The 15,085-nt window shown below is 66.5% G+C and carries 13 protein-coding genes; 2 read left to right on the forward strand and 11 right to left on the reverse strand.

What is annotated here, in order from left to right; translation table 11 throughout:
- Positions 1 to 13 precede the first annotated feature (13 nt).
- From AL755_RS15740 to AL755_RS15755, 4 genes are all read right to left on the reverse strand, one after another.
- Positions 14 to 328: an AtpZ/AtpI family protein gene (locus AL755_RS15740; RefSeq protein ID WP_054011809.1), complete on the reverse strand. Its 315-nt coding sequence runs from the start codon at positions 326 to 328 to the stop codon at positions 14 to 16.
- Positions 325 to 810 (reverse strand): hypothetical protein, encoded by a 486-nt coding sequence (locus tag AL755_RS15745; protein WP_237762502.1) that lies wholly within the window; start codon positions 808 to 810, stop codon positions 325 to 327. Before AL755_RS15745 ends, AL755_RS15740 begins: the two co-directional genes overlap by 4 nt.
- 118 nt (positions 811 to 928) lie before the next feature.
- The gene (locus AL755_RS15750; RefSeq protein WP_237762503.1) at positions 929 to 1,960 is read right to left on the reverse strand and encodes an MraY family glycosyltransferase; all 1,032 of its coding nucleotides are present in this window, start codon (positions 1,958 to 1,960) and stop codon (positions 929 to 931) included.
- A 17-nt stretch (positions 1,961 to 1,977) separates the two neighbouring features.
- Entirely contained in the window at positions 1,978 to 3,861 is a 1,884-nt protein-coding gene (locus AL755_RS15755) for a polysaccharide biosynthesis protein (RefSeq protein ID WP_054011812.1), read from the reverse strand.
- A gap of 182 nt (positions 3,862 to 4,043) precedes the next feature.
- Between AL755_RS15755 and AL755_RS15760 the strand changes: the two genes are divergently transcribed.
- A complete protein-coding gene (locus AL755_RS15760; RefSeq protein ID WP_054011813.1) occupies positions 4,044 to 4,943 on the forward strand; it encodes a glycosyltransferase in 900 nt (299 codons plus the stop codon).
- 2 nt (positions 4,944 to 4,945) lie between these two features.
- Positions 4,946 to 5,905 (forward strand): glycosyltransferase, encoded by a 960-nt coding sequence (locus AL755_RS15765; protein ID WP_054011814.1) that lies wholly within the window; start codon positions 4,946 to 4,948, stop codon positions 5,903 to 5,905.
- Here the strand turns inward: AL755_RS15765 and AL755_RS15770 are convergent, their stop codons facing one another.
- The 7 genes from AL755_RS15770 to AL755_RS15800 form a co-directional block, all read right to left on the reverse strand.
- Positions 5,906 to 6,826, reverse strand: a complete 921-nt coding sequence (locus tag AL755_RS15770) for an L-threonylcarbamoyladenylate synthase (RefSeq protein ID WP_082369350.1) — start codon at positions 6,824 to 6,826, stop codon at positions 5,906 to 5,908.
- A 72-nt stretch (positions 6,827 to 6,898) separates the two neighbouring features.
- Positions 6,899 to 7,771, reverse strand: a complete 873-nt coding sequence (gene prmC / locus AL755_RS15775) for a peptide chain release factor N(5)-glutamine methyltransferase (protein WP_054011815.1) — start codon at positions 7,769 to 7,771, stop codon at positions 6,899 to 6,901.
- On the reverse strand, positions 7,764 to 8,837 hold the full coding sequence (prfA, locus tag AL755_RS15780) for a peptide chain release factor 1 (protein ID WP_054011816.1): 1,074 nt from the start codon (positions 8,835 to 8,837) through the stop codon (positions 7,764 to 7,766). Before prfA ends, prmC begins: the two co-directional genes overlap by 8 nt.
- 291 nt (positions 8,838 to 9,128) lie before the next feature.
- Entirely contained in the window at positions 9,129 to 11,342 is a 2,214-nt protein-coding gene (rho, locus tag AL755_RS15785; protein ID WP_054011817.1) for a transcription termination factor Rho, read from the reverse strand.
- A 255-nt stretch (positions 11,343 to 11,597) separates the two neighbouring features.
- Positions 11,598 to 12,599 (reverse strand): homoserine kinase, encoded by a 1,002-nt coding sequence (gene thrB, locus AL755_RS15790; protein ID WP_054011818.1) that lies wholly within the window; start codon positions 12,597 to 12,599, stop codon positions 11,598 to 11,600.
- A gap of 23 nt (positions 12,600 to 12,622) precedes the next feature.
- Positions 12,623 to 13,726: a threonine synthase gene (thrC, locus tag AL755_RS15795; protein ID WP_054011819.1), complete on the reverse strand. Its 1,104-nt coding sequence runs from the start codon at positions 13,724 to 13,726 to the stop codon at positions 12,623 to 12,625.
- Complete coding sequence (locus tag AL755_RS15800; RefSeq protein WP_054011820.1) at positions 13,726 to 15,075, reverse strand: homoserine dehydrogenase; 1,350 nt, start codon at positions 15,073 to 15,075, stop codon at positions 13,726 to 13,728. The genes thrC and AL755_RS15800 overlap by 1 nt, the downstream gene beginning before the upstream one ends.
- Positions 15,076 to 15,085: the final 10 nt, after the last annotated feature.

The raw sequence follows: 15,085 nt of genomic DNA on the forward strand, positions 1-15,085 counted from the left end.
AAAAAATGTGGTATCACTGTTGCTCGGAGCCTTCGTCATCCGCTGCGGATGTTCGTCCATCCGTGCGTTTGGTGTGAGCCGATTTGAACCGGCGGGCGAAGGACAGATAGAAGCCGCCGGCGAGGCCGATGAACGCCCCTGCCAGAACCAGCCAATGCGTTCCGAGCAAAATATCCAGTACCCACCCTATCAAACTCCAGACCACAATTCCGCCAATAATGTAGCTAAAGACGATCATTCCGGAATTGTAGCCACCGTTGTTATCGGGGTTTCGCGGGTTGCCGGAGGCAGCCGAATAGCGCTCCCCGGGGGTATTGCCGCCGCTCACGGCTGACCCGCCCCGGAGGCGTTTCCGCCGTCGGCGTCGGCAGGGTCGTTGTAGAGCTGGAGCCGCTGGCGGCTGAAGGTGACAACCTCGGTGGCCTGCCACAGAAGCACCACGACGACGCCGGCCGTGGCGAACCAGGGCCCGTTCAGCCAGCTGGGGGCACCGAGGGTGAACAAGATGACGGCGAAGCCGACCACCTTGACCAGGTAGGTGATCATGAAGACCCCGATGGCACCCGAGGGGTTCTTTTTCCCGTAGATGTGGCCCACCAGCAGGCTCAGGCCGAAGAAGGCCACCACCACGACGGCGCCGAAGGCAACACTGCCCACTGCCGGCCAGCCGGTGAAGACCAGGGCCAGCACGGCCAGGATGAGGACGGCGCCGGCGGAGACCAGCAGGCACATTTTGAGGATGTTCAGCCAAGGGGTGGCAGAGGGGCCGGAGACCCCAACCGGGCCCCGTGCGGCACTCTTATCCTTCATGGAAACTCTTTTCATGAGAGGCTTTTTTCGCAAGAAAGCCAATGAAACGCAAGGGCGTAATTCGCCACCACTAATTCTACATGAGATAGAACTGTGGATCGACATTCATGGTCGCCCTTTACTTCCCCGCTTCCCGCACAGCGCTGCGTTTACGTAACAAACGCAGGAAAATCGTGGGCGTACGCAGATATGCCAGCACCACCACGACGCACAGGGCCGTGGCAATGATCTGCACGATCGCCGGGCCTTGTGCGGCAATGAATCCCAGGATGCTGACCACCACGGTGGCCGCACACACCACGCCGGTAGCCTGCAGATGACTCAGGCCCACGATGTTCAACCGCTGGTAGACGTGCTGGCGGTGCGAGGCATACCAGCGCTCCCCCGCCAACAGCCGGCGCAGAAACGTCACAAACGTATCCACCAGGTAGATCAGCACGGGGGAGAAAATGTATTCAACCGGGACGTGGGCCAGGAATGCCGCCATCGCGGTGACGGAAATGGAAGCCCCGAGCAGGTAACTGCCCACATCCCCCAGGAACACCTTGTTCCGGCCAAGGTTCCACGGCAGGAACCCGGCGTAGGCGGCGGCGATCGCCACGCCGGCGTAGACAAGCCAGGCGTGGTCGCTCAGGACGCCGCCGGCGGCGTAGAAGCCGCCCACCAGGAGGCCGTGGGTTCCGGAGATCCCGTTGATCCCGTCCATGAAGTTCGTGACGTTGATGTACGCGGCCACGGCGATGGCGCCGGCCGGGATCCACCACAGTTGTTGGGCTCCGGGGTCGATGACGGCAACAGCCGCCGTGGCAACGGCGCCGACACCGAGTTGCAGGCCCGCCCTGATGGTGATGGCCAACCCGCGGATGTCCTCAATCCAGCCGATCGCGGCGGCGCTTACGGCCACGAGCAGGATCACGATGAGCGTGGCCCGCGCCTGTCCGGCGGCAACGTGCCCCTGGGGCAGGAACACGGCCGCAAGGAGGGCCAGCGGCAGCGCCACGGCCGTGGTGATGCCCATGCCGCGGATCGTGGGGGTCTGGTGGGAGCTCCTGGCGTTGGGCACATCGAGCACGCCGGCCCGTTGCAGCAGCGGCCGTACCCCCAGGGGCAGCGCAAGCGCCAACAGCAGCGCGATGGCGCCAACGGTCACAACAGCCCAGGGTTCCATCAGGCACCCGCCGCAATGTCGCCGTCGGACTCGTCGATGCTGGGGATCTCGTCCCCCGCCTCCTCGCGGCAGCGTTGCAGCCACAGGCCAAGGTCCAGCTCGGCCGGAGCCAGCGGCCGGGCGTGCGTGTGAGAAATCTTGGGGTGCTGATCCGGGTCCTTGACCTCGTCGTCGCCGGTCAGCTGCTCGTGCAGCTTCTCGGAGGGCCGCAACCCGGTAATTTCAATCTTGATGTCCCGCCCGGACATGGCGATCATGCGTTCGGCGACGTCCATGATCCGCACGGGGTCCCCCATATCCAGGATCAGCACGTCTCCCCCGGCGCCAATGGCTCCGGCCTGGATCACCAGTTGGCAGGCCTCGGGAATCGTCATGAAGAACCGGGTGACGTCCTTGTGCGTGACGGTGACGGGCCCGCCCTTGTTGATCTGGTCGGTGAACAACGGCAGCATGGAGCCGCGGCTGCCGATCACATTGCCAAAGCGCACCGAGACGTAGCGCTTGGACGTCTGCGCGGCCATCCAGGCCGTCAGCTTTTCGGCGGCCCGCTTGGAATGGCCCAGCACGGTGGTGGGGCTGGCCGCCTTATCGGTGGAGATGTTCACGAACGTCTCGACGTCGGCGTCGCGCGCGGCGGTGAGTACGTTCAGGGTGCCCAACACGTTGGTCTGCCAGGCCTCCCTCGGGTACATCTGCAGCAGCGGGGCGTGCTTGAGCGCCGCCGCGTGGAACACCACTTCGGGGCGCCGTTCGGCAAAGATCTCGGCCATGGCAGTGGCGTCGCGGATGTCCGCCAAGACCGTGCTGTTGTCGTTGAGCAGGCCGTGGCCCACGATCGAAAGCTGGGTGTGCTGCAGGCCGGATTCGTCCCTGTCGAGCATGATCAGTTCCGCGGGGTCGAAGCCGTTCAGCTGGCGGCACAGCTCGGAGCCGATGGAACCGCCGGCGCCGGTGACCAGCACGCGCTTGCCCTTGATGTAGCCGGCGATCTGTTCCACCTCGATGTCCACGGGGCGGCGGCCAATCAGGTCCTGGACGTCGATTTCGCGGAAGTCCGTCAGGCCGCCCTGGAAGTCCCGGTTGGTGTTGGTGGTCAGCATTTCCTGCAGCGGCGGCAGCACCAGTACCTTTACGCCCAGCCCGGCCACCTTGTCCGAGATTTCGCGGATGCGCTTGGCGTCCAGGTGGGCGATGGCCAGCACCACCACGGTGGACCGGGTCCGCTTGATGATTTCGGGAAGTTCGTCGCCACGGCCCAGCACGCCCACGGAGCTCAGGCGCAGGTGCTTCTTGGCGGCGTCGTCGTCGATCAGGCCCACGGGCACATACGGCGACTCCGGGTCCTGGACCATGCGGGTCACGAGCGAGTTGCCCAGGAATCCGGCCCCGTAGATGAGGGTCTTCTGCGCCTCTTCGCCAAAGGTCGGCTTGCCCTCGACGTACAGCCGCTTGGCATAGCGCACGGCGGCCATGATCAGGGCGGCGAAGGGGAAGGCGATGGCGCTCACGGACCGGGCAATGTGGATTTCCTGGACGGTGAGGAAAAGGAAGATGGCCGTCACCACGGCGACGATCAGGGTGGTGGCCACCAGAACGCGCGCCTCGCTGATGCTGCCAAAGGTGTAGCGGCCGCGGTACAGCGACAGCGACCATCCCGCGATCAGCTGCGTGGCCACGGCCACGGCGATCAGCAGCACGATGCCGCCGGGGTTGATCAGCCGCACATCCAGTTCGTACCGGAGGAGCACGGCCAGGAGCAGCGCAACCGCCCAGGAGATGGAATCCAGGGCCGCCTGTGACCAGAGCCACAGCCGTGGTTTGGGATCGCCGTCCGCCTGGCCGTGTGGGGGTTTCCCCTTTGCAGGGTTGCTCGTCGTATTCAACGTGATTCGTAGTCCGATTTCTGCCCGGTAATGTGTGGACGCGCCTTGCGGTGATCCACCGTCGGCCCAAGGGATGCGGGCTGTACTAAAGTGGAAGCTATTAAAGATAGTAATCGCTTCTTTTCGATTGCTGATTGTTTAGCCGTGCCGTGCGCGTGTGCACAGGCCGAGAGGATCCCAACTTGTCCGATACCGTAGCCGTGGCTGCTGTCACCTTTGACCGGCCGCAGGACGTACGCACATTGCTGGGCGCATTGTCGGCGCAGACCCATGCCCCCGTATCCATTTCCCTGGTTGATTCGGGCTCGCAAGCGGTGGACACCATTGCCGCCGAAGCCGCCCCGGACGTCACCTACATCCGTTCACTGGCCAACCTGGGCGGCGCGGGCGGTTTCTCGCTGGCCATCCTCAGCGCCATGGCCTCCGGTGCCGACTGGGTCTGGATCATGGACGACGACGCCCACCCCGAAGATCCCGACTGCCTGGCCACGCTGCTGGCCGCCGCGAAGGACCGCGGGCTCGACGTGGTGGTGCCGCTGATCGTGGCGCCCGGCGAGCCGAGCAAGCTCTCCTTCCCGTTCCGGCTCGACGGCCACCTCACCCATGAGCGCTCCGTCGTGGAACCGCTGGGCCTGATTGAAAACGTCGGCCAGTTCTTCAACGGTGCACTGATCCGCACGGATGTCTTTTTCAAGGTGGGCCTGCCCGACCTTCGCCTGTTCATCCGCGGCGACGAGGTGGACTTCATGCTCCGGCTGCGCCAGGCCAAGGTCAGCTTCGGCACCGTGACCACCGTGGCATTGACCCACCCCGCGGGCTGGGGCGAGGTCAAGGAGGTCATGGGCGACCGTTTCCACGTGCTGGTGCCCGAGACGCCGTTCAAGCGCTTCTACTACTACCGCAACCGCGGCTACCTGACCCGCAAGCACCGCAGGGTGCGCTCCTTCGTGGCGGACGCCGTCGGCTACCCCCTGTACTTCCTGAAGTCGGGCGACCTGAAGGGCCTGGCCAAGTGGGCCGGCGCCTACACGGCCGGTTTGCGGGGGGCAAAGTTTGGTCCACTCAAGGACCAGGTGTTCTAGGAGTGGGTCGTCGTGACCGGTTTTTCATTGTCATCACCACGTTCAACCGGGCAGGCTACCTGACGGAGCTCCTCGCCTCGATCGGGGAGCTGAGCCCGGCTCCCGACGGCGTCATCGTGGTCAATAACGCCAGCACCGATGCAACCGCCGACGTCATTGCCGGCGCGGCGGAGCGGTTCGCGGCCCTGTCCAAGCCCGTTCCCGTGATCCACCAGGAACTGCCCACCAATGTGGGCGGATCGGGTGGTTTCTCCGCCGGCGTGGAGCGCGCACTGGCCGAGGGTGCGCAGTGGATGTGGCTCATGGACGACGACGTCACCACGCTTCCGGACGCAATTGAATCGTTTGGCCCGTGGATGGACAAGTACGACGCCCTGGTGGGCCGCCGTTACGACGCCTCCGGTGCACCGTTCTTCTGGCAGCACAACTTCAGCTCGTTCCTGGGCGTTTTCCTGCCCGCGCGCGGCGACGTCTTTGCGCACGGCAACGAGTTCCCCACCAACGTGGGGTGCTTTGAGGGCATGCTGGTCCATGCCGACGCCGTGGCCGCCGTGGGCCTGCCCGATCCCCGGTTCTTCCTGACCTGGGACGACGCCATCTACGGCTGGCTGATTTCGCTCACGCGCCCCGTGGTCTACGTCAACGCCTTTGTGCTGCGCAAGGCGCGCGCCCAGCGCAGCGTGGACCTGGGAATCCGGCACCTCAACGACTCCTCGGACCTGAGCCGCTTCTATGTGATGCGCAACCGCGGCCTGGTGGCAGGGTACCTGCGCGCCCACGGCCGCTTCAACCGTGCGGGGTTCGCTCTGGGCACGGCGCTGACGGCGGGCAAGGAACTGCTCCGGCTCGTGGCCGTGGAACGGACGCTGCGCGGCAGTTCCAAGCTGTGGGCCGGGTGGCGGGCCTCCCGGCCGCTCCTGGCCGACACGGACTGGAAACCCATGCCGGCCCTGGAGCGCTAGCTAGCTCTTGCCGGCTTCCGGCTCGGTGATTGAGCTCGTCGAAATCTCCGGTTCCGCCGGCTCGTCGGGCTCTTCCGGTTCCGCGGGTTCGGCGGGCTCTTCCGGCTCCGCGGGTTCTTCCGGCTCTGCCGGTTCTGCGGGCTCTTCCGGCTCGGCAGGCTCTTCCGGCTCAGCCGGTTCTGCGGGTTCCGCAGGCTCTGCGGGCTCTTCCACCGGAGCGGTCTCCTCGTCGGCCGACGGGGACCACATTTCCGGCTCCGGCTCATTGCCCAGGGCGCTGGGGATCATCCGCTGGATTTCCGCCAGGCTGATGGCACCCTCGCGGACCACGCGCAGGCGCAGGCCCGTTGCGTCGACGATCGTGGACGGAACGCCGTCGGTGCCTTCCAGCGGACGGAAGCCGCCCTCCAGGTAAACCTCCACGGACTCGGCCAGCTGCTCACGGGCTGCCGACGCCGTCTGTGCGGCGGGCTGCCCGGTGCGGTTCGCGCTGGAGACGGCCAGCGGACCCGTCAGGGTCAACAGGTCAAGCGCCAGCTGCTCATCCGGCACGCGGAGGGCCACCGTGCCCACGGTGTCACCCAGGTCCCAGGTCAGCGACGGCTGGGCGTGGAAGATCAATGTCAGGGGTCCCGGCCAGTACTTTTCCGCGAGCTTGCGGGCGTCGTCGGGAATGTCGGTGGCGAGCCCCTCCATGGTGCCGATGCGCGGGATCAGCACGGGCGGGGGCATGTTGCGCCCGCGGCCCTTCGCTGCCAGCAGCGTGGCGACGGCCTGCGGGGAGAAGGCGTCGGCGGCGATCCCGTACACGGTGTCCGTGGGCATGACGATGACCTGTTTGGCCGCGATGGCCTTTTGGGCGTGGGCCAGGCCTTCGGCGCGCTGGGTGTCGTTGGTGCAGTTATAGGAAGTGGTACTCACGAGTTCATTCTTTCATCACTGCGTCCAAGAACTTGAACGCGCGCGGCTATCTCGCCGCATTGCGTCGAACTGCTAACGGCGGATCCCGCTGGTGGCGCGGTCCCGGCCCGTCAGGTCAGTGTGGGTGGAGACATTCTCCCAGTGCCCGCTGTCCCGGAGCAGGGCCGCCATTTGTTCGGCCTGGACCTCTGCGTGCTCCATGACAAAGTAGCCGCCGGCATGCAACAGGCGCGCCGCCGTGGCGGCCGCGGCCCGAGGCATTTCCATGCCGTCCGCTCCCCCGCCGTACAAGGCCATGTGCGGATCATGCAGGCGGACTTCAAGATCCCTCGGGATGGCGTCGGCGGGGATGTAGGGCGGGTTGGAGACCACCACGTCAACCGTGCCGTCCAGTTCGGCAAAGGCGTCACGCATGTCCCCGTGCACCAGTGTCACGCTCGTGCCGGCAAGGTTCCGCGCGGCCCAGGGGTAGGCGTCATCGCTCAGCTCGACGGCGAACACCCGGGCGCCGGGGACCTCCGTGGCCAGCGAACCGGCGATCGCGCCGGAGCCCGTACCCAGGTCCACGGCGATGGTTTCACTGCCGGAACCGCGTTCCTGGTGCAACTGTGTTAATACGTCGATGCCCAGCTGCACCACGGATTCGGTTTCCGGCCGGGGCACAAAAACGCCCTTGCCGACGGCCAGCTCCAGGTGCCTGAAGTACGCGACCCCCGTGATGTGCTGCAGGGGTTCCCGGGCCGCCCGGCGTGCGACGAGTTCGTCGTAACCGGCCGGCGCCGGGGCCGTGCCGAAGAGCATGGCCGCCAGTTCGCCGCGGCCAACACCCAGAAGGTGCGCCGCGAGCAACTGCGCGTCCACGGCCGGCGACGGCACGCCGGCGGCCGCAAGGGCCGCCGTCGCACGCGCCACCGCTTCGGACAAAGACGGAGCGTTGTCAGTCACCCAGGGCGTCCAGACGGGCCTGCTCGTCCATTTCGATGGCGGACTGCACCACCGGTTCCAGGTCGCCGTTCATGACCGCGTCAAGGTTGTAGGCCTTGTAGCCGGTGCGGTGGTCGGCAATCCGGTTCTCCGGGTAGTTATAGGTGCGGATGCGCTCGGACCGGTCCATGGTGCGGATCTGCGACTTGCGCACGGCCGAGTTCTCGGCGTCGATGATGGCCTGCTGGTGGGCCAGGATACGGGCGCGGAGCACGCGCATGCCGGCTTCACGGTTCTGCAGCTGCGACTTCTCGTTCTGCATGGCCACCACGATGCCCGTGGGAAGGTGGGTGATGCGGACGGCGGAGTCGGTCGTGTTGACCGACTGGCCGCCGGGGCCCGAGGAACGGTAGACGTCGATCTTGAGGTCGTTCGGGTTGATGTCTACCTCTTCGGGCTCATCAACTTCGGGCAGCACCAGCACGCCGGCGGCCGAGGTGTGGATGCGTCCCTGCGACTCGGTGGCCGGCACGCGCTGCACGCGGTGCACGCCGCCCTCGAACTTCAGGCGGGCAAAGACGCCCTCGGCGGGGTCGTTGGAGCGGCCCTTGACGGCGATGGAAATGTCCTTGTACCCGCCCAGGTCCGACTCCGTGGCGGAGATGATCTCGGTCTTCCAACCACGGTTTTCCGCGTAGCGGGTGTACATGCGGACCAGGTCGGCGGCGAACAGCGCAGCCTCGTCGCCGCCTTCGCCGGCCTTGACCTCGAGGATCACGTCACGGGCGTCGTCGGGGTCGCGCGGGATCAGCAGGCGACGCAGTTTTTCCTGCGCGGCGGCAAGCTGTTCCTGGAGGACCGGTACCTCGGCGGCAAACTCGGGGTCCTCGGCGGCCATTTCCTGGGCGGCGGCGAGATCGTCGGTGAGCGATTCGACCCGATGATATCCCTCCACGACTCCGCTCAGTTCCGCATAGCGGCGTCCCAGCTTCCGCGCCAGCGACTGGTCGGCGTGGACGGCAGGGTCGCTTAGGCGCATCTGCAACTCGGCATGCTCATCAAGCAAACCGTGGATGGATTCAAACATTTCAAAACCTCTCTCGACGTACGTCAAGTCTAATTACATCTACCGTGGTGACCGAAAGCGTGGCTGGGTCCGGCAGCGGACCGAAGTTTTTCCGTCCGGCTATCCGACCGACGGCCGCGGGCGGCCTTACGGTCTCCTTTACGCCGAACTACAAAAAACTCCGGCTCCACTGCCTGCGCTGTTGCCTCGCCTTTGGCGCCCATCAAGTTCAAACTACGGTTAACGCACGAAACCGCCGTCGTTGTGAAGGGCCTAGGGCCCTTCACAACGGAGGCGGTTTCGTTACGGTAGCTACTTGTCCAGTTCGGCCTTCGAACCCAGGGTGGTCTTCTGGATCTGCATGAGGAACTCGACGTTGGACTGCGTCTCACGGATTTTGGAGGTGAGCAGTTCAAGGGACTGCTGCATTTCCAGGCCGGAGAGCACGCGGCGCAGGCGCCACATGATCTTGACCTCTTCCGGGGAGAGCAGGTTCTCTTCGCGACGGGTACCCGAAGCGTTGACGTCCACGGCCGGGAAGATGCGCTTGTCAGCCAGCTGGCGGGACAGGCGGAGCTCCATGTTGCCGGTGCCCTTGAATTCCTCGAAGATGACCTCGTCGGCCTTGGAACCGGTTTCCACCAGTGCCGTGGCCAGGATGGTCAGCGAGCCGCCGTTTTCGATGTTGCGGGCGGCACCGAAGAAGCGCTTCGGCGGGTACAGGGCTGCGGAGTCCACACCACCGGAGAGGATGCGTCCGGAGGACGGTGCGGAGTTGTTGTAGGCACGGCCCAGGCGGGTCATGGAGTCCAACAGGACCACCACGTCCATGCCCATTTCCACGAGGCGCTTGGCTCGTTCGATGGAGAGCTCGGCAACCTGGGTGTGGTCATCGGCCGGACGGTCGAAGGTTGAGGCAATGACCTCACCCTTGACGGTGCGCTGCATGTCGGTGACTTCTTCGGGGCGTTCGTCAACGAGGACCATCATGAGGTGAACCTCGGGGTTGTTGATGGTGATGGCGTTGGCGATCGACTGCAGGATCAGCGTCTTTCCGGCCTTCGGCGGGGAGACGATCAGGCCGCGCTGGCCCTTGCCGATGGGGGCGACCAGGTCGATGACGCGGGGTCCGACCTTCTTGGGGTCGGTCTCCAGGCGCAGGCGCTCGGACGGGTACAGCGGAACCAGCTTGGAGAACTCCACGCGGTCCTTGAGCTCGTCCGGGTTCTTGCCGTTCACGCTGGTGACGCGCACCAGGGCGTTGAACTTCTGTCGGGCGGTCTGGGCCTGGCTGCGGTCCTCACCTTCGCGCGGTGCGCGGATGGCACCGACGACGGCGTCACCCTTGCGCAGGTTGTACTTCTTGACCTGGGACAAGGAGACGTAGACGTCGTTGGAACCGGGCAGGTAGCCGGAGGTGCGGACGAACGCGTAGTTGTCCAACAGGTCCAGGATGCCGGCCACGGGCAGCAGGACGTCGTCCTCGGTCACCTCGGTGTCGTCGAAGTCCGGACCCTGGGTGCGGCCGCGGCGGCGTTCGTTGCGGTCACGGAAACGGTCGTTGCGATCATTGCGATCGTTGCGGTTGTTGTTGCCGCGGTCGTTGCGGTCGTTGGACTCGTTGCCGTTGCGGTCGCGACGGTTGCGGCGGTTGCGGTTGTTGCGCGAGCCGTCCTCATCGTCATTGCGGTCGTTCGCATTGCGCTCGTTGACGCTGCGTTCATTGACCGGACGCTCACCGGCAGCGCGGTCGTTGGCGTTGCGGTCACCGGCGTTTCGCTCGTTGGCCGGGCGCTCGGCGCGGTCGTTGTTGCGCTGGTTGCGGTTGTTGCGCTGGCTGCGGCCGTTGCGATCATTGCGATCGGCGTTCTCGCCGGCGTCGTTCCGGTCCTCGGCGGAGTTCTCGGCCTGCACGGCTTCGCCCTGGTTGGCGGCCTTTTCAGCCGGAACCTCTGCGACGGAGTCGACGGCTTCGGCGTTGCGGCCGCCACCTTGTGCCCGGCGGTTGCGGGTGCGGGTCGGGCGGCGGGTCTCACCGTCGGCGTCCGTGCCGGATTCGGCGGGAGCCTCGACGACAGGGGCCACAACGGCGGCCGGTGCGTCGGTGCCGGTGGTGATGATGCCGTCACTGCTGGCGGCGCGACGGCTGCGGCCACGGCCACGAACGGGGCGTTCCTCGGCAACGGCTGCCGGTGCCTCGATCGCGTCGGTGGCAACGGCGTCGGCCTTCGCACGGGTGGTGCGCTTGGCCGGGGCCTCGGCAACCGGAGCGGCGGGCTCCGCCTTGGCCGTGCGTGCCGGGCGGTCTGCCACGGAAGAGCCGCGCTGGTGCGCCGAAATTGCGGCAACGAGGTCGCCCTTGCGCATTCTGGACCCACCAGTGATGCCCAGCTGGCCGGCAAGTGCCTGCAACTGCGCCAATTTCAATCCGGCCAGGCCTGCGGACTTCGCGGTGCCTGCGGATTGTGCGGTGTCGTCCAACTCAGCTGCCTTGGAACTGGCGGCTGAAGTTACGGTTTCTGTCACGAAGGATCCTTCCCCCTCGATGGCGAACCCCTTGAGCGGGGTCGCGATGATTAATGTCAGCCGCTCCGCCGCGGCCGCACTGGCCGGGACGGGAAGATCAGCTGAGGTTCCAACCCACGCGTTCAAAAGTTTGACGCGGTGAGATTGGTGATTCATCCCTTGAATCGTCCAAGCGGTGTCCCCATGGGGGCGGCTTGGAAAAGGATGGCATCAAAACTGGGCGCACTGGCTTTAGATAAGCCACGCCGGAGGCGCTTATGAACCCGGATGCACTTCTACTTTAGCACCATCAAGGTCAACGGTGAGCCGCAGAACACGCCACGACACGCCCGGCTTCCCCGGGGTTTGTGCATGTCCGCTCCGGGTTTTGATGAATTCCACCACGGCGTCCGCCTCGGCGGCGCCATTGGCGAGTGTCATGACGGTGGGCCCGGCACCCGAAATGAACGCCGCATACCCGCCGGCCCGCAGCGTCGCCACGAGATCGGCGCTGGGCGCCATGGCTTCGGCACGGTAGTCCTGGTGCAGGTAGTCGCGGGTTCCGGCGGCCAGCAGTTCGGGGGCGTCCTTGAGTGCGTGAACCAACAGTGCCGCACGTCCGGAGTTCGCCGCCGCATCGGCATGCGGCACGGTGGCCGGCAACAAGCGGCGGGCCAGCTCGGTCTTGACCTCATAGTCGGGGATTGCCACCACAGGGATGACGGCCGCCGAAGGCGCCACCCGTGCGGAGGAGTAATCCCCGCCGTCGTGCCAGGAAATGGCGGCGGCACCATAGATGGCCGGCGCCACGTTGTCCGGGTGCCCTTCCATCTCCGAGGCCAGCTGCAGGATCCAAGCCCGGTCGCGGGAGTCCGCCGCATTCACCAGCGCATTGGCCGCGCAGATGGCGGCCACAATGGCCGACGCCGAGGACCCCAGGCCGCGGCCGTGCGGCAGCACGTTGTCCGCGGTGATGCGCAGGCCGCCGCGCCGGTAGCCCAGCCGGGCAAACGCCAGGTCCATGGCCTTGACCACGAGGTGGCTGGCGTCGCGCGGCAGCTCGGCCACGCCCTCGCCGCGTAAATCAAATTCCAGGCGCGCCCCGGCATCCCCGCCGTCAAGTGTGCTCACCGTCAAGGTGTCGTACAACGAGACCGCCAGGCCCAGGGAGTCGAAACCGGGGCCAAGGTTGGCGCTGGTTCCGGGAACCCGGACGGTGACCGTCCGTCCGGCGGCCGGCACGTCGAGGGTGGCGGGGTGCGGGGATGTCAAGGGCATGCCTGTCATGGAAGGGGCGGGTGCTAGTCGGCCAGGCCCAGGGCCTTGGCCACGGTGACGACGTCGAACTCCACCTTGGTGGGTTCCACGGCGCTGCCGTCGGTGTTCTTCAGGGCCCAGTCGGGATCCTTCAGGCCGTGGCCCGTGACCGTGATGACGATCGTCTTGCCGGAGGGAACCTCGCCAGCGGCGTGCTTCTTCAGGATGCCGGCAACGCCTGCCGCGGAGGCGGGCTCAACGAACACGCCTTCCTTGGCGGAGAGCCAGCGGTGCGCAACCAGGATTTCCTCGTCGGTCACCGAATCGATGAGTCCGCCGGATTCATCGCGGGCGGCGATTGCCATGTCCCAGGAGGCCGGGTTGCCGATGCGGATGGCCGTGGCGATCGTGTCGGGTTCCGTGATGGGGTGGCCCGCCACGAACGGTGCGGCACCCGCAGCCTGGAAGCCCCACATGATGGGCGTGTGCGTGGAGACGGCCTCAAGCGTGCCGGCGGTGGCCGACTCGTAGGGGGCGCTGTATTCCTTGTAGCCGCGCCAGTAGGCGCTGATGTTGCCGGCGTTGCCCACGGGCAGCACATGGTAGTCCGGGGCGTCGCCGAGGGAGTCGACCACTTCGAAGGCGCCGGTCTTCTGGCCCTCGATGCGGGCCGGGTTGACCGAGTTCACCAGGAACACCGGGTAGGACTCGGCCAGCTTGCGGGCCACGTCGAGGCAGTTGTCGAAGTTTCCGTCGACCTGCAGGATCGTGGCGCCGTGGGCCACGGCCTGGCTCAGCTTGCCCATGGAGATCTTGCCTTCGGGAACCAGGACGGCGCACGTGAGGCCGGCCTGCTTGGCGTAGGCGGCTGCCGAGGCGGAGGTGTTGCCCGTGGAGGCGCACACCACTGCCTTGGCGCCGGCGGCAACGGCCGCCGTCATGGCCATGGTCATGCCGCGGTCCTTGAAGGAACCCGTCGGGTTCATGCCCTCGACCTTCAGGTACACCTCGGATCCGGTCAGCGCCGAGAGGTGCTGGGCGTACACCAGGGGTGTGCCGCCCTCCCCCAGCGTGATGACGCGGGTTTCCGCCGTGACCGGCAAACGCTCTGCATATTCGCGGACTACTCCGCGCCACTGGTGAGCCATTAGACTCCCTCCACCCTCAAGACACTCGTTACGGAATTAATGATGTCCAGGCCGCTGATGGCCTCGACGGTTGCGGCCAAGGCGGCCTCACTGGCTCGGTGCGTGACAATGCGCAGTTCGGCTGAGCCGGCCCCGCCGTCGCGGTGCACTGTCTGCCGCATGGTCTCGATCGAGACCCCGTTCTCGGCAAAGAGTGCGGAAATCTTGGCCAGCACGCCGGGCTGGTCAGCTGCATCCAGGCCGATGTAGTACTGCGTGGTGACGTTTTCGATGCCCAGCACGGGCAGCACGCCCGTGGTGGTTTCGGTCCGGCCGGGCCCGCCCAGCACCATGCGCCGGGCTGCGGAGACGACGTCGCCCAGCACGGCCGACGCCGTGGGGACGCCACCGGCGCCGCGGCCGTAGAACATGAGCTCTCCGGCGGATTCGGCCTCGATGAACACCGCGTTGAAGGCGCCGTGCACGGCGGCCAGGGGGTGTTCGCGCGGCAGCAGGGTCGGGTGCACCCGGACGCTGACGCCCGTGGTGACCTCGCCGGCGTCGTTGGTGGATTCGAGCTTCTCGGCGATCGCGAGCAGCTTGATGACGAAGCCGGCGTCCTTGGCGGCCGCGATGTCGTCGGCCGTGACGTTCGTGATGCCCTGGCAGTGGACGTCCTCCAGCGCAAAGCGCGTGTGGAAGGACAGGGAGGCCAGGATGGCGCCCTTGGCCGCGGCGTCGTGGCCCTCGATGTCAGCCGTGGGGTCGGCCTCGGCGTAACCCAGGCGGGTGGCCTCGGCCAGGGCGTCGGCAAACTGGGCGCCCGTGGTGTCCATCTGGTCGAGGATGAAGTTCGTGGTGCCGTTGACGATGCCCATGACGCGGGTGATCTTGTCCCCGGCCAGCGAATCCCGGATGGGGCGCAGGATCGGGATGGCGCCGGCCACGGCGGCCTCGTAGGAAAGCTGCACGCCCGCGGCGTCGGCCTTCTCGTACAGGCTGGGGCCGTCCACCGCCAGCAGGGCCTTGTTGCCGGTGACCACGGTGGCGCCGTGTTCAATGGCTTCCAGGATCAGCGTGCGCGCCGGTTCCAGCCCGCCCATGAGCTCGATCACGACGTCGGCGCCGCGCACCAGGGCGGAGGCGTCGGTCGTGAACAATTCGCGGGGCAGTTCCACGTCACGGGGCGAATCAATGTTCCGCACCGCAATGCCGGCCAGTTCCAGGCGGGCTCCGGTGCGGGCCGCAAGCGCGTCGGCGTCGTCGAGCAAAATGCGCGCCACCTGGGCGCCCACGTTGCCGGCTCCCAGCAGGGCCACCTTCAGGATCTTTGTGTCGGTGGACGCCGGGTCCGTGAGGGCGGCGTTCACTGTAGTGCTT

Source organism: Arthrobacter sp. ERGS1:01 (genome assembly GCF_001281315.1).
In the GTDB taxonomy this organism is placed as follows: domain Bacteria; phylum Actinomycetota; class Actinomycetes; order Actinomycetales; family Micrococcaceae; genus Specibacter.